Source organism: Saccharothrix xinjiangensis (genome assembly GCF_039527585.1).
GTDB lineage: Bacteria > Actinomycetota > Actinomycetes > Mycobacteriales > Pseudonocardiaceae > Actinosynnema > Actinosynnema xinjiangensis.
On sequence record NZ_BAAAKE010000001.1, the window covers coordinates 268,931 to 292,232 of the forward strand.

The 23,302-nt window shown below is 73.3% G+C and carries 23 protein-coding genes; 10 read left to right on the forward strand and 13 right to left on the reverse strand.

The window, feature by feature from the left end; all coding sequences use genetic code 11:
- Positions 1-290: 290 nt before the first annotated feature.
- Genes ureG through ABD223_RS01275 form a run of 5 tightly spaced genes read right to left on the reverse strand, consistent with a single transcriptional unit; the run spans position 291 to position 3,996 of the window.
- A complete protein-coding gene (ureG, locus tag ABD223_RS01255) occupies positions 291-998 on the reverse strand; it encodes an urease accessory protein UreG (RefSeq protein WP_344033913.1) in 708 nt (235 codons plus the stop codon).
- Positions 988-1,647 (reverse strand): urease accessory protein UreF, encoded by a 660-nt coding sequence (locus ABD223_RS01260; protein WP_344033914.1) that lies wholly within the window; start codon positions 1,645-1,647, stop codon positions 988-990. Before ABD223_RS01260 ends, ureG begins: the two co-directional genes overlap by 11 nt.
- Positions 1,647-3,374 carry an urease subunit alpha gene (locus ABD223_RS01265; protein ID WP_344033915.1) on the reverse strand — a complete coding sequence of 576 codons (1,728 nt, stop codon included), beginning with the start codon at positions 3,372-3,374 and terminating at the stop codon, positions 1,647-1,649. The genes ABD223_RS01260 and ABD223_RS01265 overlap by 1 nt, the downstream gene beginning before the upstream one ends.
- On the reverse strand, positions 3,371-3,682 hold the full coding sequence (locus tag ABD223_RS01270; protein ID WP_344033916.1) for an urease subunit beta: 312 nt from the start codon (positions 3,680-3,682) through the stop codon (positions 3,371-3,373). The genes ABD223_RS01265 and ABD223_RS01270 overlap by 4 nt, the downstream gene beginning before the upstream one ends.
- Before the next feature lie 11 nt (positions 3,683-3,693).
- Entirely contained in the window at positions 3,694-3,996 is a 303-nt protein-coding gene (locus tag ABD223_RS01275) for an urease subunit gamma (protein ID WP_344034706.1), read from the reverse strand.
- 215 nt (positions 3,997-4,211) lie between these two features.
- Between ABD223_RS01275 and ABD223_RS01280 the strand changes: the two genes are divergently transcribed.
- From ABD223_RS01280 to ABD223_RS01305, 6 genes are all read left to right on the forward strand, one after another.
- Positions 4,212-5,324, forward strand: a complete 1,113-nt coding sequence (locus tag ABD223_RS01280) for a citrate synthase 2 (protein WP_344033917.1) — start codon at positions 4,212-4,214, stop codon at positions 5,322-5,324.
- 336 nt (positions 5,325-5,660) lie between these two features.
- The gene (gene serC / locus ABD223_RS01285; RefSeq protein WP_344033918.1) at positions 5,661-6,794 is read left to right on the forward strand and encodes a phosphoserine transaminase; all 1,134 of its coding nucleotides are present in this window, start codon (positions 5,661-5,663) and stop codon (positions 6,792-6,794) included.
- Positions 6,795-7,004: 210 nt separating this feature from the next.
- Positions 7,005-7,904 (forward strand): septation protein SepH, encoded by a 900-nt coding sequence (gene sepH, locus ABD223_RS01290; protein WP_344033919.1) that lies wholly within the window; start codon positions 7,005-7,007, stop codon positions 7,902-7,904.
- A gap of 95 nt (positions 7,905-7,999) precedes the next feature.
- On the forward strand, positions 8,000-8,332 hold the full coding sequence (locus ABD223_RS01295) for a hypothetical protein (RefSeq protein WP_344033920.1): 333 nt from the start codon (positions 8,000-8,002) through the stop codon (positions 8,330-8,332).
- Positions 8,333-8,374: 42 nt separating this feature from the next.
- On the forward strand, positions 8,375-8,749 hold the full coding sequence (locus ABD223_RS01300) for a hypothetical protein (RefSeq protein ID WP_344033921.1): 375 nt from the start codon (positions 8,375-8,377) through the stop codon (positions 8,747-8,749).
- Positions 8,742-9,173 (forward strand): hypothetical protein, encoded by a 432-nt coding sequence (locus ABD223_RS01305; protein ID WP_344033922.1) that lies wholly within the window; start codon positions 8,742-8,744, stop codon positions 9,171-9,173. The genes ABD223_RS01300 and ABD223_RS01305 overlap by 8 nt, the downstream gene beginning before the upstream one ends.
- 54 nt (positions 9,174-9,227) lie before the next feature.
- On the opposite strand, the gene ABD223_RS01310 is transcribed toward ABD223_RS01305, so the two are convergent.
- Positions 9,228-9,455, reverse strand: coding sequence for a hypothetical protein (locus tag ABD223_RS01310; RefSeq protein WP_344033923.1), 228 nt, complete (start codon positions 9,453-9,455; stop codon positions 9,228-9,230).
- 103 nt (positions 9,456-9,558) lie between these two features.
- On the opposite strand from ABD223_RS01310, the gene ABD223_RS01315 reads away from it, so the two are divergent.
- Together ABD223_RS01315 and ABD223_RS01320 are read left to right on the forward strand one after the other, a co-directional pair.
- Positions 9,559-11,319: an ABC transporter ATP-binding protein gene (locus tag ABD223_RS01315; protein ID WP_344033924.1), complete on the forward strand. Its 1,761-nt coding sequence runs from the start codon at positions 9,559-9,561 to the stop codon at positions 11,317-11,319.
- Complete coding sequence (locus ABD223_RS01320) at positions 11,316-13,175, forward strand: ABC transporter ATP-binding protein (protein WP_344033925.1); 1,860 nt, start codon at positions 11,316-11,318, stop codon at positions 13,173-13,175. The genes ABD223_RS01315 and ABD223_RS01320 overlap by 4 nt, the downstream gene beginning before the upstream one ends.
- A 44-nt stretch (positions 13,176-13,219) precedes the next feature.
- On the opposite strand, the gene ABD223_RS01325 is transcribed toward ABD223_RS01320, so the two are convergent.
- Complete coding sequence (locus ABD223_RS01325; protein WP_344033926.1) at positions 13,220-13,906, reverse strand: DUF2537 domain-containing protein; 687 nt, start codon at positions 13,904-13,906, stop codon at positions 13,220-13,222.
- Between the two features lie 37 nt (positions 13,907-13,943).
- A complete protein-coding gene (locus tag ABD223_RS01330) occupies positions 13,944-14,720 on the reverse strand; it encodes a TrmH family RNA methyltransferase (protein ID WP_344033927.1) in 777 nt (258 codons plus the stop codon).
- A gap of 207 nt (positions 14,721-14,927) precedes the next feature.
- On the opposite strand from ABD223_RS01330, the gene ABD223_RS01335 reads away from it, so the two are divergent.
- Positions 14,928-16,427 (forward strand): glutamate-cysteine ligase family protein, encoded by a 1,500-nt coding sequence (locus ABD223_RS01335; RefSeq protein ID WP_344033928.1) that lies wholly within the window; start codon positions 14,928-14,930, stop codon positions 16,425-16,427.
- Positions 16,428-16,863: 436 nt separating this feature from the next.
- Here the strand turns inward: ABD223_RS01335 and ABD223_RS01340 are convergent, their stop codons facing one another.
- Both ABD223_RS01340 and ABD223_RS01345 read right to left on the reverse strand, forming a co-directional pair.
- Entirely contained in the window at positions 16,864-17,274 is a 411-nt protein-coding gene (locus ABD223_RS01340) for a hypothetical protein (RefSeq protein WP_344033929.1), read from the reverse strand.
- Positions 17,275-17,278: 4 nt separating this feature from the next.
- Positions 17,279-18,895 carry an ABC-F family ATP-binding cassette domain-containing protein gene (locus tag ABD223_RS01345; RefSeq protein ID WP_344033930.1) on the reverse strand — a complete coding sequence of 539 codons (1,617 nt, stop codon included), beginning with the start codon at positions 18,893-18,895 and terminating at the stop codon, positions 17,279-17,281.
- Positions 18,896-18,999: 104 nt separating this feature from the next.
- On the opposite strand from ABD223_RS01345, the gene ABD223_RS01350 reads away from it, so the two are divergent.
- Positions 19,000-19,629, forward strand: coding sequence for a superoxide dismutase (locus ABD223_RS01350; RefSeq protein WP_344033931.1), 630 nt, complete (start codon positions 19,000-19,002; stop codon positions 19,627-19,629).
- A gap of 166 nt (positions 19,630-19,795) precedes the next feature.
- Here the strand turns inward: ABD223_RS01350 and ABD223_RS01355 are convergent, their stop codons facing one another.
- From ABD223_RS01355 to ABD223_RS01365, 3 genes are all read right to left on the reverse strand, one after another.
- Positions 19,796-20,551 (reverse strand): ABC transporter permease, encoded by a 756-nt coding sequence (locus tag ABD223_RS01355; protein ID WP_380646579.1) that lies wholly within the window; start codon positions 20,549-20,551, stop codon positions 19,796-19,798.
- Between the two features lie 720 nt (positions 20,552-21,271).
- Positions 21,272-22,621 (reverse strand): MFS transporter, encoded by a 1,350-nt coding sequence (locus ABD223_RS01360; protein ID WP_344033933.1) that lies wholly within the window; start codon positions 22,619-22,621, stop codon positions 21,272-21,274.
- 4 nt (positions 22,622-22,625) lie between these two features.
- Complete coding sequence (locus ABD223_RS01365; protein WP_380646380.1) at positions 22,626-23,075, reverse strand: MarR family winged helix-turn-helix transcriptional regulator; 450 nt, start codon at positions 23,073-23,075, stop codon at positions 22,626-22,628.
- Positions 23,076-23,302: the final 227 nt, after the last annotated feature.

Below are 23,302 nucleotides of genomic sequence, written 5' to 3' on the forward strand. Positions count from 1 at the left end.
ACGCGCCCTTCCGGCGGGTGGGCGTCCCACCCGCGAACCCCGGGGGAGGTCGTCAGGGGGGAACTCGCCGCGCCGCCGCCCACCGGGGGCGCCGCCACCGCCCGACCGGCCGGGGTCGGGGCGGTGGTCGGGGCCGGGGCGGTGGACAGGGCGTTGGTCGGGGCCGAGGCGGTAGTCGAAGCGCTGGTCAGGGCCCGGGTGTCGGCCAGGACCGAGGCGGTGGGCGGAGCCGAGGCGGTGGCCGGGGCGGCCACGTGCCGCCCGGCGGACCTCGACGTCCGGTCCGGTGCTCAACCGACCGTCGCGAGCGTGCGGAGCTGGGCGCGCACCCAGTCGGCCACCGCGGGGGCTCCCGGGGTCTCGACCAGCGATTGGCTGATCACGGGCAGCCCGCCGCGCACCCGGTGGGCGTCGGCCGCCATGACGCCGAGGTCGGCGCCCACCAGGGGCGCGAGGTCCGTCTTGTTGATCACGAGCAGGTCGGCGGTGGTGACGCCGGGTCCGCCCTTGCGGGGCACCTTGTCGCCGCCGGCCACGTCGACGACGAAGATCTGGCGGTCCACCAGCCCCCGGCTGAACACCGCGGTGAGGTTGTCGCCGCCGCTCTCGATGATGACCAGCCGCAACCGCGGGAAGCGGTGCTCCAGCAGCTCCACCGCGTCGAGGTTGGCGGTGATGTCGTCGCGGATCGCGGTGTGCGGGCACGCGCCGGTCTGCACCGCCTCGATCCGGTCGGTGTCGAGCACGCCCGCCGCGCGCAGGAAGTCGGCGTCCTCGGTGGTGTAGATGTCGTTGGTGACCACGGCCAGCTCCAGCTCGTCGCCCAGGGCCCGGCACAGCGCGGCGGTCAGCGCGGTCTTGCCGCTGCCGACGGGGCCGCCGATGCCGAGGCGCACCGCCCGGTGGACGTGGTCGGCGGGGTGGTGGGGGTCGTGGCCGGGGTCGGCGGGGTCGAAGTTGACCGGGTGGGCATGGCCGTGGCCGTGGTCACGTGACAAAGAGACGCACCTCTTCCCTGTGGTGGCGGTCGTGCGCCTCGGCCAGCAGGTCCAGGCCTGGCGAGGCGGGCGCGGGCAGGTCGACGGGCGCGGCGCCGGCGTGGTCGGCGGCGGCCCCGGCGACCGCGTCGATCTCGCCGGCCAGCCGGGCCAGCACGGCGTTGACGCCGAACGGGTCCAGGCCGAGCAGCCGGATCGCGCCGGTCGCCGGTCCGGTCACCGCGTGGTAGGCGACGGTCTGCGCGGCCTCGAACGGGTCGCCGACGAGCACGCCGACGATGATCGGGTGGTGCGGTCGGGGCGTGGCGCGCAGCAGCCCGGTCAGCGCGGGCGAGGGCCAGGCCCGCCGGGCGGCCCGCGCGACGCCCCGCCCCTGCGCGCGCCCGGCGGCGCGCTGGGCGGGCGACGGGGTGCGGGCGTCGAGCTCCGCGTCCAGCTCGGCGTGGCGGCCGGGCGCGTCGCGGGTCGCGGCGGCGGCGAACACCGCGCCCAGCGCGCCCGCCGTGCGCAGCCTGCCGACCAGGAACGACGCCAGCGAGGCCTCGTCGGTGACGAGCCGCCGCGCCACCGCCTCCTCCAGCCCGCCGGAGTGGGCGTGGCCGCCGCCGGGGAAGCGGGAGTCCGCGAGCATCAGCGCCACGAGGTCCATCAGAACAGGAAGTAGCGCTGGGCCATGGGCAGCTCGGTCACCGGCTGCGGCTCGACCAGCTCGCCGTCGACGTGCACGGCGAAGCTGTCCGGGTCGACCCGCACGTCCGGCATCGCGTCGTTGAGCACCATGTCCGCCTTGGTGACCCCGCGCGTGTCCCGGACCGGCACGAGCGGCCGGGCGAGCCGCAGCAGGTCCGCCAGGTCCGCGTCGACCGCCTGCCGCGACACGAAGTGGAAGCTGCTCAGGGCCGCCGAGTGCGCGCCGAACATGGGTCGGGCCAGGACCGGCTGCGGCGTGGGGATGGACGCGTTCGCGTCGCCCATCGCCGCGTGGGCGATGAACCCGCCCTTGAGCACGACCGCCGGTCGCACGCCGAAGAACTTCGGCTCCCACAGCACCAGGTCGGCCAGCTTGCCGACCTCCACCGAGCCCACCTCGTGGTCGATGCCGTGCGCGATGGCCGGGTTGATCGTGTACTTGGCCACGTAGCGGCGGGCGCGCAGGTTGTCGGCGGGCTCGCCGCCGCCCAGCTCACCGCGCCGCAGCTTCATCACGTGCGCGGTCTGCCACGTCCGGATGACCACCTCGCCGACCCGGCCCATGGCCTGCGAGTCGGAGCTGATCATGGAGATCGCGCCCAGGTCGTGCAGCACGTCCTCGGCGGCGATCGTGGTGGGCCGGATGCGGCTCTCCGCGAACGCCAGGTCCTCGGGCACCGACGGGTTGAGGTGGTGGCACACCATCAGCATGTCGAGGTGCTCTTCGAGCGTGTTGACGGTGTGCGGGCGGGTCGGGTTGGTCGAGGACGGCAGCACGTTCGGCTCGGACACCACCCGGATGATGTCCGGCGCGTGGCCGCCGCCCGCGCCCTCGGAGTGGTAGGCGTTGATGGACCGGCCCGCGATGGCGCCGAGGGTCGACTCGACGAACCCGGCCTCGTTGAGCGTGTCGGTGTGGATGGCCACCTGCACGCCGGACTCGTCGGCCACCCGCAGGCAGGCGTCGATCGCGGCGGGCGTGGTGCCCCAGTCCTCGTGCAGCTTGAAGCCGCCCGCGCCGCCGCGCAGCTGCTCGCGCAGGGCCTCCTCGCGGACCGTGTTGCCCTTGCCGAGCAGCAGCACGTTGACGGGCATGTGGTCCATGGAGGCGAGCATCCGGCCGAGGTTCCACGCGCCGGGCGTGACCGTGGTGGCCTTGGTGCCCTCGGCCGGCCCGGTGCCGCCGCCGATGAGCGTGGTCAGGCCGGAGGCGATGGCGGTGTCCACGACCTGCGGGCAGATGAAGTGCACGTGGCAGTCGATGCCGCCGGCGGTGAGGATCTTCCCGTTGCCGGCCAGCACCTCCGTGCCGGGGCCGATCACCAGGGCCGGGTCGACGCCGTCCATGGTGTCGGGGTTGCCGGCCTTGCCGATGCCGACGACCCGCCCGTCGCGCACGCCCACGTCCGCCTTGACCACGCCCCAGTGGTCGAGCACCACCGCGCCGGTGATGACCAGGTCGGGCGCGCCCTCGGCGCGGGTGGCCACGCCCTGGCCCATGGACTCGCGGATCACCTTGCCGCCGCCGAAGACGACCTCGTCGCCCGAGCCCGCGCCCCGGCTGCGGTCCTCGGTGACCTCGATCAGCAGGTCGGTGTCGGCGAGCCGGATCCGGTCGCCGACCGTGGGGCCGAGCAGCTCGGCGTAGCGCTCGCGGCCGATCAGGGTCCTGTCGTCGCCGGTCACCGGTCCAGGTCCCCCGCGCACTCGGGCCGCAGGCCCGGCACCCGCCGCGCCCCGGCGATCGGCACCAGCACGACCTCGCGCTCGACGCCCGGCTCGAACCGCACGGCCGTGCCGGCGGGGACGTCCAGCCGCTTGCCCCACGCGGCCTCGCGGTCGAACTCCAGGCCCGGGTTGGCCGCCGCGAAGTGGTAGTGCGACCCGACCTGCACGGGCCGGTCGGCGGCGTTGACCACGACCAGCGCGGTGCGGGGCCGCCCGGGGTTCAGCTCGACCGGCTCGTCGCCGGGGATCACCTCGCCTGGGACCACGACGGTCCTCCTCACGCGATCGGGTGGTGCACGGTCACGAGCTTGGTCCCGTCCGGGAAGGTGGCCTCCACCTGCACGGACTCGATCATCTCCGGCACGCCCGGCAGCACCTGGCCGCGCGCGAGGACGTGCCTGCCGCTCTCCATCAGCTCGCTGACCGAGCGGCCGTCCCGCGCGCCCTCCAGGACGTGGTCGGTGATGAGCGCCACGGCTTCCGGGTGGTTCAGGGCGACACCGCGCTCCAGCCGCCTGCGCGCGACGTCGGCCGCGACGTGGATCAGCAGCTTGTCGCGCTCGTGCGGGGTGAGGTGCATGGTCAGGTGGTCTACCACGGCGAAACCCCGGTACCCCCGGCCGGAAACAAGGGCTTAACGATCGGCTCGCGCTCCGCTCGCGGTCTGAATCGGTTCCTTGATCGTGACCGACGCCACGCACACCCGTGATTGCCTGCGCGGCCCCCGCGGAGGAGTGTGCTGTCAACCCCTGGACCAACCCCTGGGACACTTCGTCGATCGAAGGAGCGCACAGCGTGGTGCAGAGCGAGGACGACGGCTTCACACCGGGACTTGAGGGCGTGGTCGCCTTCCGCACCGAGATCGCGGAGCCCGACCGCGACGGCGGGGCGCTGCGCTACCGCGGCGTCGACATCGAGGACCTGGCGGGCAAGGTCACCTTCGGCAACGTGTGGGCGCTGCTGGTGGACGGCCGCTTCGGTCCCGGCCTGCCGCCCGCCGAGCCGTTCCCCATCCCCGTGCACACCGGCGACGTGCGGGTGGACGTGCAGGCGGCGCTGGCGATGGTCGCCCCGATCTGGGGCTACCAGCCGCTGCTGGACATCACCGACGAGCAGGCCCGGGAGCAGCTGGCGCGGGCCTCGGTGATGGCCCTGTCCTACGCGGCGCAGTCCGCGCGCGGCATCGGCAGGCCCGCCGTGCCGCAGGCCCGCATCGACGAGTGCCGGACGATCACCGAGCGGTTCCTCACCCGCTGGCGCGGCGAGCCGGACCCGGCGCACGTGAGGGCCCTGGACGCCTACTGGGTGTCGGCCGCCGAGCACGGCCTCAACGCCTCCACGTTCACCGCGCGGGTGATCGCCTCCACGGGCGCGGACGTCGCGGCGTCCATGTCCGGCGCGATCGGCGCGATGTCGGGCCCGCTGCACGGCGGCGCGCCCGCCCGCGTGCTGCCGATGATCGAGGAGGTCGAGCGCGGCGGCGACGCGAGGGGCTTCGTCAAGGGCATCCTCGACCGGGGCGAGCGGCTGATGGGCTTCGGCCACCGGGTGTACCGGGCGGAGGACCCGCGGGCGCGCGTGCTGCGGCGCACCTGCCGGGAGCTGGGCGCGGCCCGCTACGAGGTGGCGGCGGCGCTGGAGCAGGCCGCGCTGGCCGAGCTGCGCGAGCGGCGGCCCGACCGGGCGATCGAGACCAACGTCGAGTTCTGGGCCGCGGTGATCCTGGACTTCGCGCAGGTGCCGCCGCACATGATGCCCGCCATGTTCACCTGCGCGCGCACGGCCGGCTGGTCGGCGCACATCCTGGAGCAGAAGCGCACCGGGCGGCTCGTGCGGCCGTCCGCGTCCTACGTGGGCCCCGGCCCGCGCACGCCCTCCGAGGTCGAGGGCTGGGAGCAGATCGCGTAGTTCCGGTGGTGGTGGCGGGAGGGGTCCTCCCGCCACCACCACGGGCCGCGGACGGCCCGAGGCCGGTCTCCACGTCGCGGTGGTCTCCTCCCCCGGCGGCCTTCCCCCGGCGGCCTTCTCCCGGCACCTTCTCCCCCGCATTCCTCCCCCTCGTCTCCACAGGCGCACCGGGCGACGCCCCGCCGGTCACCGTGCGTGTCCGAACGTCCACCAACTGGGAGGACGGGGTGACCCAGGACACCCGGTTGCCACCTCCCGGTCACCGTGCTGCAACACTTGGACCCCCGGCAACGGCGCCGGTCGGCCGACCCCCTCCCCGCTACCGGAGGCTCCGCGATGACCCAGACCGCCGACCCGACCACGTTGGTCCTGCCCACCGAACTGCGGCCGTCCGACGGCCGGTTCGGGTGCGGGCCCTCCAAGGTCCGTCCCGAGGCCCTTGAGGCCCTCGCGGCCGAGGGCGCCGCGCTGATGGGCACCTCCCACCGGCAGAAGCCGGTGAAGTCCCTGGTCGGCAAGGTGCGCTCGAACCTGCGCGAGCTGTTCTCCCTGCCCGAGGGCTACGAGGTGGTCCTGGGCAACGGCGGCACCACCGCCTTCTGGGACGCCGCCGCGTTCGGCCTGGTGCGCGAGCGCGCCCAGCACTTCACCTACGGCGAGTTCTCGTCGAAGTTCGCCAAGGTCACCTCGGACGCCCCGTTCCTGGGCGACTCGATCGTGGTCAAGGCCGACCCGGGCTCCGCGCCCGAGATCGCCTACGCCGAGGGCGCCGACCTGGTCGGCTGGGCCCACAACGAGACCTCGACGGGCGTCGCGGTGCCGGTGGGCCGGCCCGCGGGTTCCGAGGGCGCGCTGGTCGCGATCGACGCCACGTCCGGCGCGGGCGGCCTGCCCGTGGCGGCGTCGGAGTTCGACGTCTACTACTTCGCGCCGCAGAAGTGCTTCGCCTCCGACGGCGGCCTGTGGATCGCCCTGATGTCGCCCGCCGCCCTGGAGCGGGTCGCCGAGATCGGCGCGTCCGGCCGGTGGGTGCCGGAGTTCCTGTCGCTGACCACGGCGCTGGACAACTCCACCAAGGACCAGACCTACAACACCCCGTCGCTGGCCACCCTGTTCCTGCTGAACCACCAGGTCGAGTGGATCCTGGGCAACGGCGGGCTGGACTGGGCGGTCGAGCGGACCGCCGACTCGTCGTCGCGGCTGTACTCGTGGGCCGAGTCGACCTCGTTCACCACGCCGTACGTGGCGGACCCGGCGCACCGCTCGCAGGTCGTGGGCACGGTCGACTTCGACGACTCGGTGGACGCCGCGGTGGTGGCCAAGGTGCTGCGCGCGAACGGCGTCGTCGACGTGGAGCCCTACCGCAAGCTGGGCCGCAACCAGCTGCGCGTGGCGATGTTCCCGGCCGTCGAGCCCGAGGACGTCACCGCGCTGACCAAGGCCGTGGACTGGGTCGTCTCGCAGCTCTGAGCGCGTCTACCACGAAGGGGCCTCCCGGCGCGCCCGGGAGGCCCCTTTCGCGCGCCCGGGGTGAACCTTCGGGTAACGGACGTGCGGACACCGCCGACATACGGCAAGATCACACGAAGATATCGGTGAACGCGGCGAGCCTCCCCCGTCAAGGCGGCACGCCGCATTAGCTTTGCGTACTCGGCGAGGTGAGCCAACCGGGAGGCCATGATGCGAGCGTTGCGGGTCATCGGGCTCGAAGACGACGGCAAGACCGTCCTCCTCGAGGACCCGGATCGCGGCGAGCGCTTCGTGCTGCCCGCGGACGAGCGGCTGCGCGCGGCGGCGCGCGGCGACCTCACCCGCCTCGGGCAGATCGAGGTCGAGTCCGACAGCCAGATGCGGCCGAGGGAGATCCAGGCCCGCATCCGCTCCGGCGAGTCCGTGGAGCAGGTCGCGCTGGCGGCCGGCATCCCCAAGCACCGCGTCGAGCGGTTCGCCTACCCGGTGCTGCTGGAGCGCTCGCGCACGGCGGACCTCGCGCAGCGGGCCCACCCGGTGCGCGAGGACGGCCCGGACGTGCAGACGCTCGGCGAGGTGGTGGCGCACTCGTTCGGCCTGCGCGGCCAGGACTACACCGACGTGAGCTGGGACTCCTGGCGCGGCGAGGACGGCCGGTGGGTCGTGCAGCTGCACTGGACCGCGGGCCGGTCGGACAACCGGGCGCACTGGGCGTTCCACCCGGGCGTGCAGGGCGGCACGGTGACCGCGCTGGACGAGGCGGCCGTCGACCTGATGGACCCGAACCCGAACCGGGGGCTGCGCAGCCTGCGCCCGGTGACGCAGCTGGCGCGGGCGGCGTTGGAGCTGGAGAAGCCGCCGGGGTTGGCGGAGCCGGAGATCCTGGTCCGCGAGGAGCCGGCGCCGGCGCCGCCGCCGCCGGTGGTCGAGCCGGAGCCGGAGCCCGTGCCGGCCGCCCCGGTGGTCGAGGAGCCCGCTCCGGTGCCGCCGCAGCAGCCCGCGGCCAAGCAGCCGGCCCGGAAGGAGCCGCCGAAGCGCGGCAAGAAGAACCACCCGATCGTGCCGTCGTGGGAGGACGTCCTGCTGGGCGTCCGGTCCAACCGGGGCTGATCGTCGTCGACAGGGGCCCCCACCCGCGGGTGGGGGCCCTTTTCGCGTAGTTCTGCTCATGACCGCGCCCCGGGTCGCGCCCCATGCTCACCGGTGTGGGTCGAGTGGTGTGGCGGTACGGGTGGGCGGCGGTCGTCGGCGCGGTGCTCGGCGGGGGCTGGTGGTGGTACCTGCACGGGGCCCCCGGCGCGTGTGGCGGGGAGGTCGGGTGCGGTGTCACCTTGGCGCTGGCGGCGCCGCTGGTGCCGGTGGCGAGCTGGGTGGTCGGGTGGGGAGCGCTGCGGTTGGCGCGCGTGGAGCGGCCGGCCGCGACGGCCGCCGCGGGGGTCGGGGTGGCGGCGCTGCTGACCGTCGCGGGCGCGACGGGGGCGGTGCCGGTGGCGGCGGGCGCGGTGTCGTTCCTCATCGGCGGCATGCTCGTGTCGTGAACGCGCGTTTGCGGTGCGTGACCGGCCGGGTAACCGGTGGCCATGGTGGGACGGCTGGTCATCGGCGCGCTGGTCGGGGTCCTGGTGGGCGCCGTCTGGTGGGGGTTGCGCGAGTTCATCGCCGCCGGCGTGGTGTGCTCGACCGACGATTGGGACTGCCTGGGCCTCGGCCTGGTCTCGATCCCGGTCGGCCTGGTGCTGGGCGTGCTGCTGGCGTGGTCGCTGCTCGCCGCCACCCGGCGGGCGCGGCCGCTGGGGTTCGCCGCGGTCGGCGTGACGTTCACCGCGGTGCTGACGCTGACCACGGTGTGGGTGCAGGTGCCGGGCGGCGGGCTGCTGGCCGGCGCGCTCGGGTTCGCGCTGGCGGCGCCGGTGACAGCCCGCCACCCGGTGGGGCACACTGCCGGCCGTGACTGACACGCCGCGTCCCGCCGCGGGCGGTTCCGCCGTCAAGGTGCTCGTGCGCGTCCTGGTGTCGGCCGCCGTGGGCGCGGCGCTGCTGCTGGCGTGGGTCCAGGCGTACCGGGCGGGGCTGCTCGACCGGGTGGTGAACGAGACCACGTTCGGCGAGTTCATCATGCTGGTGGTGATCGGGTTGCCGGTCGCGCTGGTGGTGAGCGGGCTGATGGCGGGTCCGGTGCTGTGGTTGCTCGCCGTGCGGCCGGTGTGGCCGGTGGTGCTGACGGGGCCGGTGCTGCTGGCGGTCGCGCACTTCCTCGGGCTGCCCGAGCGGCTCTCCGGCCTGGGTGACCGGTGGACCGTGCTGATCCTGCTCGCCGGCCTCAGCTACGGCTTGGCGGGCCTGCTCACGGCGCCCGCCGCGCTGCGCCGCCGCAAGTAGCCGCTCCGGCTACCCGGGCTCGGCCTACCCCGACTCGGGCTACCCTGACGCGGGCTACCCGGGCTTGGGCACGGTGTCGAGCAGCGCCGGGTCGGCGCCCTCGTAGCGGCACCACAGCTCGGCCTCGGCGCGGTCGATCGGCCGGGCGCCCTCGGGCCGGGCGCCGCCGACCGCGTCCCAGCCGTCGGCCGCCAGCACGTGCAGCCTGCCGCCGCGCACGGCCAGCAGCCTGCCGCGCGGGAACGCCATGGTCGGCTCCGCGCGCATGAACCGCACGTCCATCTTGACCTCCACTTAGGTCGAGCCAGCAGTGTTCGCGGGGGGAAAACAGGATGCCGACCGGCGGTCCACCTTCGTACCGTCCAGGTGGACCGGAGGGGGACACGTGTCTCAAGAAAGTACTTCCACGGCGGCGACCCTGCGCCGCCTGTGGCCGTACCTCAAGCCCGTGCGCACGCCGATCGCGTTGAGCATGGTCGCCACCCTGCTCGCGATGCTGTGCGGACTGGGCATCCCGCTGATCACCCAGCGGGTCGTGGACGGCCCGATCGCCGGCCGCGACCTGGCCGCGTTGCCGCCGCTCATCGGCCTGGTCGTGCTGCTGGGCTGCGCCGAGGCGGCGCTGTTCTACGCGCGACGCAAGCTGATCGCCCGCCCCGCGTCGGACGTGGAGGCGCGGATGCGCGCCGAGCTGTACCACCACCTCCAGGACCTCCAGGTGTCGTTCCACGACCGGTGGCAGTCGGGGCAGCTGCTGTCGCGCGCCACGTCCGACCTGACCCAGGTTCGCCGGTTCGTGGGTTTCTCGCTGGTGTTCCTGGTGGTCAACACCCTGGTCATGGCGACCGGGCTGGGTGTGCTGTTCTGGCTGTCGCCGGCGATGGGCGCGGTCGCGCTGGCCTGCACGCTGCCGCTGCTGGCCCTGTCCTACCTGTTCGAGACGAAGTTCAAGGTGGTGGCGCGGCGGGCGCAGGACCAGGCGGGCGACCTGACCACGGTGGTCGAGGAGTCGGTGCTGGGCATCCGGGTGCTCAAGGCGTTCGGCCGGGGACCGCACCTGACCGGGCGGTTCCTGCGGCAGGCGCGGGAGCTGCGGTCCAGCGAGATCGCCAAGGTGAAGGTGTTCGCCGCGCTGTGGGCGGTGCTGATCGTGCTGCCCGAGCTGGGCATCGCGGGCCAGTTGGCGTTCGGGGCGGTCGGCATCGCGGACGGGACGCTCACCGTCGGCACGCTCGTCGCGGCCGTCACGGTGAGCGCCTACCTGCGCTGGCCGATCGACTCGATCGGGTGGTTGCTGGCGGAGACGAACTCGACGGCGTCGGCCGTGGAGCGGTACTTCGAGGTGGTCGACGCGCCGGTGGAGATCACCGGCCCGGAGCGGCCGGGGTCGCTGCCCGAGCCGGTGCGCGGGCACGTCCGGTTCGAGGGCGTGCACTTCGCCCACCCGGGTTCCGCGCACGAGGTGCTGCGCGGCGTCGACCTGGAGGTGCGGCCGGGTGAGACGGTGGCGCTGGTCGGGGCGACCGGTTCGGGCAAGACCACGGTCACCGCGCTGGTGCCGCGGCTGGCGGACGTCACGCGCGGCCGGGTCACCATCGACGGCGTCGACGTGCGCGACCTGGAGCTGGGGCGGCTGCGGGAGGTCGTGGGCACCGCGTTCGAGGAGCCGATCCTGTTCTCGGCGAGCGTGACCGAGAACGTGGCGCTGGGCGTGGACGGCGTGGACGAGGCGCGGGTGCGCGAGGCGCTGCGGGTGGCGCGGGCCGAGGAGTTCGTGGACGCGCTGCCGTGGGGCCTGGACACCCGGATCGGCGAGCAGGGCCTGTCGCTGTCGGGTGGCCAGCGGCAGCGGTTGGCGCTGGCGCGCGCCGTGGTCGGCAGGCCCGCGGTGCTGGTGCTGGACGACCCGCTGTCGGCGCTCGACGTGCACACCGAGGCCGAGGTGGAGGCGGCGCTGCGGCGCGTGCTCAAGGGCGTGACGGCGCTGGTCGTGGCGCACCGGCCGAGCACGGTGCAGCTGGCCGACCGGGTGGCGGTGCTGGTCGACGGCCGGATCGCGGCGGTCGGCACGCACACCCAGCTGCTGGCCGAGGACGAGGTCTACCGGCACCTGCTGGCGACCCTGGACGAGGAGGTGGCGGCGTGACCGCGGTCCGGGACGAGGGCGGTGCGACCGCGGTGGCGGCGCAGGAGGAGTCCTGGCGGGGTGTCGCCGCCGAGGACGTCGAGGACGTCGACCGCGCCACGGGCGCGAAGCTCCAGGCCCGGTCGCGGCGGCTGCTGGCGGAGCTGCTGCGGCCCCACACCCGGGCCGCGGTGCTGGCGCTGGTCATCGTGGTGGTGGAGAACCTGGTCACCCTGGCCGGGCCGCTGCTGATCGCCGCCGCGATCGACACCGGGGTGCCCGCGGCGCTGGACGGGCGGCCGGACGCGCTGGCGTGGTGCGTCGGCGGGTACGCGGCGGTGGCGCTCGCCGCGACCGTGCTGCGCTGGTCGTTCGTGCGGCTGACCGGCCGCATCGGGCAGGACGTGCTGCTGGTGCTGCGGGAGCGCATCTTCCGGCACGCGCAGCGGCTGTCGATCTCGTTCCACGAGAAGTACACGTCCGGCAAGGTCATCTCGCGGGCGACGAGCGACGTCGACGCGCTCCAGGACCTGCTGGAGGAGGGCCTGGACGGGTTCTTCACCTCGCTGCTGTCGCTGCTGGGCATCTCGGTGGTGCTGCTGTGGCTGGACGCGCCGCTGGCGCTGGTGGTGCTGTCCGGGTTCGTGCCGCTGGTGCTGCTGACCCGCTGGTTCCAGCGGCGGTCGGGCGCCGCGTACCGGGGCACGCGCGGCGCCATCGCGCGGATCATCGTGCAGTTCGTGGAGACCATGAACGGCATCCGCGCGGTGCAGGCGTTCCGGCGGGAGCGGCGGAACCGGGCGATCATGGCGGAGCTGAACGGCCGGTTCCGGGACGCCAACACCGACGCGATGGGCGTGATGGCGGCCTACACCTCGTCGGTGCGCGTGATCGGCAACGTGTCGCTGGCGGTGATCCTCGCGTGGGGCGCGTTCCGGGTGGCGGGCGGTCAGCTGGAGCTGGGCGTGCTGGCCGCGTTCACGCTGTACGTGCGGCGGTTCTACGACCCGTTCGACCAGCTGGCGATGTTCACCAACGCCTACGCGTCGGCGACCGCGGCCCTGGAGAAGATCTCGGGGCTGCTGGAGGAGGAGCCGACCGTGCGCGAACCGGAGGACCCGACGCCGCTGGGCGACGTGCGCGGCGCGGTGCGGTTCGAGGGCGTCGAGTTCCGGTACGCGCCGGGCTCGCCGCTGGTGCTGCCGAGGTTCGACCTGACCGTGCCCGCCGGGCAGACCGTGGCGCTGGTCGGCGCGACCGGCGCGGGCAAGTCGACGCTGGCCAAGCTGGTGGCGAGGTTCTACGACCCGTCCGGCGGCGCGGTGCTGCTCGACGGCGTCGACCTGCGGTCGGTGGCCGACGCCGAGCTGCGGCGGGCGGTGGTCATGGTGACGCAGGAGAACTTCCTGTTCGACGGGTCGGTGCTGGACAACATCGCGCTGGGCAGGCCGTCCGCGACGCGCGAGGAGGTCGAGGCGGCGGCGCGGGCGGTGGGCGCCGACGGGTTCGTCCGGGCCCTGCCCGAGGGCTACGACACGGACGTCCGCAAGCGCGGCGGGCGGCTGTCCGCGGGGCAGCGGCAGGTGGTGGCGTTCGCGCGGGCGTTCCTGGCCGACCCGGCGGTGCTGGTGCTGGACGAGGCGACGTCGAGCCTGGACGTGCCGACGGAGCGGCTGGTGCAGGACGCGCTGGAGACGGTGCTGGCGGACCGGACGGCGTTCATCATCGCCCACCGGCTGTCGACCGTGCTGATCGCCGACCGGGTGCTGGTGCTCGACGACGGGCGCGTGGTGGAGGACGGGACGCCGGAGGAGCTGATCGGCGGTGAGGGCCGGTTCGCGGCGCTGCACGCGGCGTGGCGGGACTCGCTGGTGTGAGGCGGGGCCCGGTCGGTCGACGCGCGTCGACCGACCGGGCCCGGTCAGAGCAGGGTGACGAGCAGCAGCGACAGCCAGGCCACGCCGATGCCGACGACCACGCCGTAGGCGACCCACCGCCACACCGGGGTGTTGCGGGCCAGCCACACGGACGGCGAGATGCCGCCGACGACCAGCGCGTTCGCCAGCACGGCCAGCCACTGGCTGGTCTCGCCCAGGCCCACCGACAGCTTGTAGACGGTGAACGTCACGACCGCGCCGACGATCGCGGTGACGGTGAGGCCCGTGCCCCAGGGCGTCGGCTCCCGCGGCCCGGTGTCCTCGACGGCGTCCCCGTCGTCCGGGTCCGCGGTCTCCCCGGTCCCTTCGGTCCCTTCGGCGTCCTCCGGTTCCTCGGACGCTTCCACGGTGACCAGCTCGCCGGTCACCGGGTCGGCGTACCGCACCGGCGTGCCCATGTCGGAGGCCAGCCGGCCGGCCAGCTGCCGCCCGCGCCGGGACACCAGCGCGCTCGCCACGCCGTCGGGGGCCGTGTCGCTGCGCGCCACCGCGTCGGCCACCTTCGCCCACTCGTGCAGCGCGTCCGCCAGGCCCGCGCCCAGCGGCAGGCTGTGCGGGTCGACTTCCCGCTCGCCGCCGTCGACCCCGGCCTCGTCGATCCCGGCACCGTCGACCCCGGCCTCGTCGCGGCCCGCGAGCACGGCCCGGCCGTCCTGAACCCGCAGTTCCACCTGCGCCCTCCTCGTGTCCGGTGAGAACGTAGCGCGTTCAGGTGATCGCGTAGAAGGCGATCGCGGCGGCGGTGGCCACGTTCAGCGAGTCGACGCCCCCCGCCATGGGGATGCGCACGGCCACGTCGGCCGCCTCGATGGCGCCCTCGGTGAGGCCGGGCCCCTCGGAGCCGAGCACCACCGCGACCCTCCGCCCGCGCAGCCCGGCGTCGGCCAGGCCGACCGCGGTGGCGCGCGGCGTCAGGGCGGCGACGGTGAAGCCGTTGTCGCGCAACAGCTCCAGCCCGCCGGCCAGGTCGGGCATCGTGGCGAACGGCACGCGCAGCACGTGACCCATCGAGACGCGCACGCTGCGCCGGTACAGCGGGTCGCTGCACCCCGGGCCGAGCACGACGCCGTCGATGCCGAGCGCGGCGGCGTTGCGGAACAGGGAACCCAGGTTCTCGTGGTCGCCGACGCCCTCCAGCACGGCCAGCCGGCGCGACGACGCGGCCAGGTCCGCGAGGTCGGGCCGCGGCGCGCGGTCGGCGGCGGCGAGCACGCCCCGGTTCAGGTGGAAGCCCACCACCTCGGCCATGACCTCGGCGGACGTGACGTAGGCGGGCGCCGGGAGGTCGCCGAGCGCCTCGACGCGGCGGCGCACGCCGAGCAGCGCCCGCACCGGGTAGGGCGAGGCGAGGAGGCGTTCGACGACGACCACGCCCTCGGCGATCACCAGGCCGCGCCCGCCGGGCCGGTCGGGGCGGCGGTCGGCCGTCGACAGGTCCCGGAAGTCGTCCAGGCGCGGGTCCGCCGGGTCGTCGATCTCGATCACGCGGGCAGTGTCCCACCTCCTGACACGTGAACGTCACTCGCAGAACCGCAGATCACGAGCCCAAGCCCACAACCAGGCAATTCTCGCTTATTGTTACTACTAAGTGACAGAGAGCACCGATTTGGACGCTGGCCGGCCGGTGGTGGCTGTGCCACGGTTGCCTCCGCTGAGCCCGCCGGAGCAGCCCGAACCGTATTGGGAGGCGGCATGGGTAGGGATGTGTCCGCTCGGACGTTCACCAGGGAAGACCGCCAACGCTACCGGGAGCGCATGCAGCGGTGCATGGACGCGCTGGGCACCATGCTGGTCGAGGACAGCTTCTCCTTCTCGCGCCAGCAGATGGGCCTGGAGATCGAGCTGAACCTGGTCGACCGGGCGGGCCGGCCCGCGATGGCCAACTCCGAGGTGCTGGAGAAGATCGACGACCCGTCGTTCACCCTGGAGCTGGGCCAGCACAACCTGGAGGTCAACGTCCCGCCGCGCGAACTGGCCGGCGACGAGACGCTCGACCTGGAGCGCGAGCTGATCTCCACCCTGGCCTCGGCCGACGACAAGGCGCACGACGCGGGCACGTCGATCGTGATGATCGGGGTGCTGCCGACCCTGCGGCACGAGCACTTCGACCGGCGGTGGCTGTCGACGCAGCCGCGCTACGCCGTGCTCAACGACCGGATCCTCGCCGAGCGCGGCGAGGAGGTCGCGCTGAACATGGAGGGCGCGCCGCTGCCGGGGCGCGCCGGGGAGCGGCTGTCCAGCTACGCCGAGTCGATCATGCCGGAGGCGGCGTGCACGTCGGTGCAGCTGCACCTCCAGGTCGCGCCGGACGACTTCGCGGCCCACTGGAACGCGGCGCAGGCGCTGGCCGGGGTGCAGGTGGCGATCGCGGCGAACTCGCCGTTCCTGCTCGGGCGGGCGCTGTGGCACGAGACCCGCATCCCGCTGTTCCTCCAGGCGACCGACACCCGCACGCAGGAGCTGAAGAACCAGGGCGTCCGGCCGCGCGTGTGGTTCGGGGAGCGGTGGATCACGTCCATCTTCGACCTGTTCGAGGAGAACGTGCGCTACTTCCCGGCGCTGCTGCCCGAAACCGGCGACGAGGACCCGGTGGACGTGCTCGGCGCGGGCGGCACCCCGTCGCTGACCGAGCTGCGCCTGCACAACGGGACGGTGTGGCGCTGGAACCGGCCGGTGTACGACGTGGTGGACGGCGTGCCGCACCTGCGGGTGGAGAACCGGGTGCTGCCGGCCGGGCCGACGGTCCTGGACACCATGGCGAACGCCGCGTTCTTCTACGGCGCCCAACGCGCCCTGACCACCTCGGAACGTCCACTGTGGAGCCAGATGTCGTTCCAGGCGGCCGAGGAGAACCTGTACTCGGGCTCGCGGCACGGCATGAACGCGCAGCTGTACTGGCCGGGGATCGGCTGGGTGCCGCCGGACGAGCTGGTCCTGCGCCGACTCCTGCCGCTGGCGCACGAGGGGTTGAAGGACTGCGGGGTGTCCGACGAGGCGCGCGAGCGGTACCTGGGCGTGATCGAGGCGCGGTGCCTGGCGCGCCGCACGGGGTCCCAGTGGCAGCGCGAGACCGTGACGCTGATGGAGGAGAGGGGCGTGAACCGCGACGAGGCGCTGTCGGCGATGCTCGCGCGGTACGTCGAGCTGATGCACGAGGGCGAACCGGTCCACACCTGGCCGGTCACGCCGTGAGCGCGCCGGGGTGCGCGTTCCCGCGCCGGGGTGCGCGTTCCCCGGCTGTCGGGACGCGCACCCCGGTCACACCGGTCGTCCTGAACGCCCGTAGGTGAGCCGCCGCAACAGGGACTCGACCGACTCCCGGCCCCCGGCCCCGCCCGACCCCCGGCGTCCGCCCGGCCCCCGACCCCCGGCGTCCGCGCGGCCCGGGGAGCGCCGCGAGCGCCACGGTGCCCAGCCACGTGACCACCGCGATGCCCGACGCTGCGGCGTCACCCACGCGCGAACCCGCACCACCCGCGTACTCGTCCCGCCCTGCCCCACCCCCGCCCGCCGCGCCGCCTCCATATCTCGGCAACGTCGACGGCGTTGACATCGATCCCGGATCCGGCGCCGTTAACTCGTACGTGTCGTCCTTCTGACGACACGTACCCGCACGGCAGATCCCGCCTCAGCGGCGACGGCCGGCCTTCAGCGGTGCCACGTCGGCCCCGTCGTGCGTGTTGCGGCACTCGTCGGGCGTCACCGCCTCGACCGCGAGCGTCAGCATCCCCTTCACCCCGGTGTAGATGCTCTCGCCCATCGACGCCAACGAGGTGTGCACGCGGTTCGAGTCGGAGAAGTCGCGCTCGTCCTTGGTGCGCTTCTTCCCGGCTTCCTCGGGCTTGGTCGCACTGCGCAGGTTGACCTCCAGCCACGCGGCCACCTCCGCCGGCGTGGTGAGGACCTCCTCCGGCGTCCGCTCCAGGCGCTCGGACCTCGGGGACGCGTGATCAAGAGAGGTGTGCTCCACGTACGCGTGCCAGTGCGTGTTGCGCAGCGACCACGTCTGCTCGATCGGCCAGTCCTCCTCGGTGTCCATGCGTCTATCTTGCCAGGGCTGTCACGTCCAGGGTGTGGTCCACCCCCACCGCCTTCGCCAACCTCCGGTCGTGCGTCACCAGCAGCAGCGTGCCCGCGTAGTCCTCCAGCGCCCACTCCAGCTGTTCGATGGCCGCCAGGTCGAGGTGGTTCGTCGGTTCGTCCAGCACCAGGCACGTGGTGCCGCGCGCCTGGAGCACGGCGAGCCCGGCCCGGGTCCGCTCGCCCGGCGACAGCGACGCCGCAGGTCGCAGCACCGCGGTGGCCCCGACGCGGAACTTCGCCAGCAGGGTGCGGGCCTCGACGTCGGCGAGGCCGGTCAGCCCGGTCACCACCTCCAGCACCGGCGTGGTCACCGCGAACTCGGCCCGCAGCTGGTCGACCTCGCCCACGACCACGTTCGGTCCTTCGCCGCGCGAGCCGGCGGTCAGCGGCAGGCGGCCGAGGAGGGCTGCCAGCAGGGTCGACTTGCCCGAGCCGTTCGGTCCGGTGATGCGCCAGCGCTCGCCGGCGCCGACGGTCCAGTCGACCGGGCCGAGCGTGACGTCGCCGCGGCCGAAACGGGCGCCGCGCAGGGTGAACGCGACCTGGCTGCCGCGTCCGGCGCTGGGCAGGGTCAGCCGCAGCTCCCACGGTTCGCGTGGTTCTTCGACCTCTTCCAGCCGTTCCAGCGCGCGTTCCGCGGCGGACGCGCCGCCGGCGGTGTTCTCGGCGCCCTGCTTGCGCGCGAACTTGATGTTCTTGTCGCTCTCGTCGGACTTGGCGTTGCGCCGCACGCCGGCCCTGGACCACTCGCGCGCCTGCCGGGCGCGTTGCACGAGCCCGTCCCGTTTGGCGGCGTACGCGTCGTAGTCCTCGCGCGCCCGCCGCCGGGCGTTGGCCTGTTCCTGGACGTAGGCGTCCCAGCCGCCGCCGAAGACGGTGACCCGGTGGGTGAACTCGTCGAGTTCGGCGACGGCGGTGGCGGTGCGGGCGAGGAACTCGCGGTCGTGGCTGACCAGGACGGCGGCGGCGGGGCTGCGGAGGACGTGGTCCTCCAGCAGTTCCAGGCCGGCGAGGTCGAGGTCGTTGGTCGGTTCGTCGAGCAGCAGCACGTCGGCGGTGGTCAGCAGGACGGCGGCGAGCCTGAGCCTGGCCGACTGGCCGCCGGAGAGCTGGTCGGCGCCGCGGCCGTCGAGGAGGCCCGCGGGCAGGCCGAGCCGGTCGCAGACCTCGTCGGCGCGTTCGTCGAAGTCGGGCGCGCCGGAGGCGGTCCACTCGTCGAACGCCCGCGCGTAGGTGTCGTCGGCGCCGGGCGCGCCGTCGGCGAGCAGGCTGGTGGCCTCCTCGAACGACCGGACGGCGGCGGTGACGCCGGTGCGGCGGGCGAGGTGGTCCCGCAGCGACTCGCCGGCGTGGACGGAGGTCTCCTGCGCGAGGTGGGCGACCGCGCCGCGGGCGGTGACGGAGCCGTGGTCGGGTTTGAGCTCGCCGGCCAGGACCCGGAGCAGGGTCGACTTGCCGGCGCCGTTCGGCGCGAGGAGGCCTATGCGTTGGCCTGCCGGGACGTCGAGGTCCACCTCCGAGAGCACGGTCCGCGGACCGAACGACAGCGTGACGTTCCGGGCTGTCAGTACGGACACGTCCCCGATGGTGGCAAACCGACCGTGGTGGGCGCACCCGACTTTCGCGTCCTCCCAGTTGCAAGTAGATTGCAACTACAAGTGATCTGCAACGAGGGGATGCCATGGCGCGGTACGTCCTGCCGGACCTGGAGTACGACTACGGCGACCTGGAGCCGGCGATCATCGGCGAGATCAACGAGCTGCACCACGGCAAGCACCACGCCGCCTACGTCAAGGGCGCCAACGACACGCTGGAGCAGATCGACGAGGCGCGCGACAAGAACTCGTTCGGGTCGATCGTCGGGCTGGAGACCACGCTCGCGTTCCACCTGGCGGGCCACGCGCTGCACCAGGTCTGGTGGAAGAACCTGTCCCCGAACGGCGGCGACAAGCCGACCGGCGAGCTGGCCGCGGCGGTCGACGAGCACTTCGGGTCGTTCGACGGGCTGCGCGCGCAGCTCACCGCGGCGGCGGGCAGCATCCAGGGTTCGGGCTGGGGCGTCCTGGCGTGGGAGCCGATCGGGCAGCGGCTGATCACGCAGCAGCTCAAGGACCACCACTCGAACCTGTCGATCGCCACCACGCCGCTGCTGGTGTTCGACATCTGGGAGCACGCCTACTACCTGCAATACCGCAACCTGAAGGCGGACTACATCTCGGCGCTGTGGAACGTCGTGGACTGGGACGACGTCGCGGCCCGCTTCGAGGCGGCCCGCGCGGGCCGGAACGGGCTGCGGCTGCCGCAGCAGTGAGCGCACGGCCGGGTCGACCCCCGGCGGTGGTGGATCTTCGGCGGTGGATGCTCCGACAAGCCCTCACCGCCGAACTCGACGAGGCCCCGCCCCCGGCGGTACGACCGGGGGCGGGGCCTCGTCTGTTCCCGAACTGACTGCCGCTCCCACCACGAAGCGACGCGACTTAGGTTAGCCTAACATCACCTTCTTGGGAACCCCGCCGCACCAAACCGCGCGCGACCAGCTCCACCACCGCGATCGCGGTCGACTCCACCAGCAGCAACCCCAGCAGCACGACCAGCTGGAGCGCACCCGCCTGCCACACCGGAGCTCCGCCGAGCAGCATCCCGACGAACGCGCCGGGCAGCGTCACCAGGCCGACCGTCCGGGTCTGGTCGAGCGCCGGCAGCAACGCCTCGGCGGCGGGCCGGCGCACCAACTCCCGCACCGCGACCGGCTCGGTGAAGCCCAGCGCCAACGCGGCCTCGTACTCGCCGTGCCGGTCGCGCAGGGTGTCGAGGGCCCGCCGCACGGACAGGGTGGTCGCGGTCATCGCGCCGCCGACCAGGATGCCGCCGACCGGCACCAGCGCGATCCCCTCCACCGGCACCAGACCGCTGACCAGCAGCACCGCGATGGTCGGCCCCGTGCCCGCGAGGATCGCGACGGCCACCCACCACCCGCGACGACCGGTCTTCGCGCGCGCCGCCGACGTGCCCGTCGCGACCACCGCCATCAGCAGCAGGAACGCGGCGGTCAACGGCAATGAAGCCAACACCGCCACGATCACCGCCGACACGACGGCCAACTGGACCGCCGCGCGCAGGGCCGCCCGAACCACCGGCCGAGGCGAAGCCAACCCACCCGACCACAACACCGCGCCCGCGCCGGCGGTGAGCACCAGGCACACGACGAGCAGGCGGCCCCAGTCCGCGTTGATCACCACAACCCGATTGTGAGGTTCCACCACCACGAGCACCTGCGGTAGCCTGAAGGCGGATGTCATCATGTCGATGACACGAACGAGCTAACGGCACCGAATGCGGGATCAATGTCAACACCACGAACGTTGCCGGAAACATGGAGGCGGCGCACGGCGGATGGCATGGGCACGCGGCGATGAGGGATGGCGATCAGGGATGAGGATGAGGTGAGAGGAAAGGAGGAGATGGGAGAAGGACGAAAGGTGGGCGGGAGGCGCTGGGCCAAAGCTCAGGCACGAGACCTCTGAGCCCAGGCACGGAGGCGACGAGGCCCGAGCACAGAAGTGGCGAGACCTGTGCGCGGGGGCGGCGCGGCCTGAGCGTGGAGGCGCGAGGCTCAAGCGCAGAGCTGGCCGCAACGCGAGCTAGGGATAACTCAGCCTGGACCAGAAATAGCTTGGCCTGAGTTGGAGATACTCCGCCTCGGGTCGGAGATGACTGAGCCGGGATTGGAGACAGCTCGGGCTGGGCTGGAGCCAGCTCAGCTCAGGTTCGACGACAGAGCCCAGCCCCAGAACTGGACCCGGACCTGGACCTGGACCTGGAGACGGCTTAGCCCAGGTCCGAGGTCGGCTCGGCCCAGGAACAGCTGGGCACGCTCTGGGGGAGGGAGCGAGGTGCGGCCCTGAGACAGCGCCGACCGAGGCGCGCGCGGCACTGAGGTAGTGCGGCTCAGCTCAAGCTCGGAGGCGGCGGCGCAGTCCGAGGCGGGGCATTGGCAGGGTGATCCCACCGCGACGGGCCAGGACTATGCCGCCGATCAGGGCTGCCAGGATTGAGACCACGCCGCCGAACACTATGGGTGCGCGGGCGGTGAAGTGTTCGGCCAGCCATCCCATCACCGGGCCGCCTACCGGGTTGCCGCCCAGGAACACCAGCATGTAGAGGCCCATGACGCGACCGCGCATGGCGGGCTCGACGGCCAGCTGGACCGTGGCGTTCGCGGTGGTCGTGAAGGTCATCATGGCGATGCCTACCGGGATCAGGGCTGCGCCTGCCAGCCACATGGTGGGCATCAGGCCGACCACGATTTCGAGTACGCCGAACGCCAGGGCGCCGGTGATCAGCAGGCGCAGGCTGGGTTTGCCGCGCGTGCTGCGCTTGGCGGCGAGGGTCGCGCCGGCGAACGTGCCGATCGCGAGCATGGTGGACAGGAGGCCGTACGCGTCGGCGTCGCCGCCGAAGGTGTTGCGCGCCAGCACGGCCAGGGTGACGAAGAAGTTCAGGCCGAACGTGCTGATGAAGAACACCAGGAACAGCAGGATCACCAGGTCGGGCCGTTTACGCACGTATCGCAGGCCGGCGCGCAGCTGGCCCTTCTCACGCGGCACGGGGGCGCCTCGGTGCAGTTCGGTGGCCCTCATCAGCAGCAGGCCGCCGATCACGCCGATGAACGTGACGGCGTTGATCAGGAACACCCAGCCGGTGCCGACTACGATGATCATGATGCCGGCGACGGCCGGGCCGATCATGCGGGCCAGGTTGAACGTCATGGAGTTGAGCGCCACGGCGTTGGCGATCTGGTCGCGGCCGACCATTTCGACCACGAAGCTCTGCCGCACGGGAGTCTCGACCGCCGACACGGCACCGAGGAGCAGGCACAGCAGGTAGACGTGCCACAGCTGGGCCACGCCGGTGACGTCGAGCAGGCCGAGGACCAGGGCGCACAGGCCCAGGCCGGTTTCCAGGACGAGGAGCAGCTTGCGCTTGTCCATCCGGTCGGCGAGCACGCCCGCCCAGAGGGACAGCAGGAGGGTCGGCGCGAACTGGAGGGCGGCGGCGATGCCGAGTGCGACCGGTGAGCCGTCGGACAGTTCGAGGACGAGCCAGTCCTGGGCGACGCGCTGCATCCACAGGCCGATGAGGGAGATGACCTGGCCGGAGGCGTAGAGGCGGTAGTTGCGGACTTTCAGGGAGGCGAACATGCCGGCGCGCTTCGGCGGTGGCGGTGGCGGTGGCGGGAGTGCGGGTGCGGTCGAGTTGGGTTCGAGCTGGTCCGCTCCTGCACCACCCGCGTACGCCGGCACGTCGTTACTGCCCCGCCATCCTGTCGATTATCCCGGCGGCGCGCGAGAGCACGCCCCGTTCCTCGGGTGTCAGCTCGGCGAGGCGCTTGTCGAGCCAGGCCTCGCGGGCGGACACCTCGTCGTTGATGTAGCCCTGGCCCGCCTCGGTGAGTTCGACGATGGCCTGGCGGCCGTCGGTGGGGTGGGGGCGGCGGGTGGCGAACCCGTACTCCTCCAGGGCGGCGATCACCCTGGTCATGGAGGGGGGTTGGACGCCTTCCCGGGCGGCGAGCTCGCCGGGTGTCAGGGGTCCGCACTTGTGCAGCGTGGACAGCGCGGACACCTGGGTGAGCGAGATCGTGGAGTTGACCCGCTGGGCGCGGAGCCGTCGGTTCAGCCGGACCACGGCCAGCCTCAGTCGGCTCGCCAGTCCGGGTTCCACCTCGATCTCCGTCACGTAGTTAGCATACCTCACGATCTCGCTTCCCGTCCTGGTGAAGTGCGCCGGGTCGCCCTTCGGGGCGGGCTGGGTCGCCCGCCGAAGCGGGTCGGGCCGCCCTTCGGGGCGGGCTGGGTCGCCCGCCGAAGCGGGTCGGGCCGCCCTTCGGAGCCGGCGGGTCGCCCGCCGAAGCAGGCGGGTCGCCCGCCGAAGCAGGCGGGTCGCCCGCCGAAGCAGGCGGGTCGCCCGCCGAAGCGGGTCGG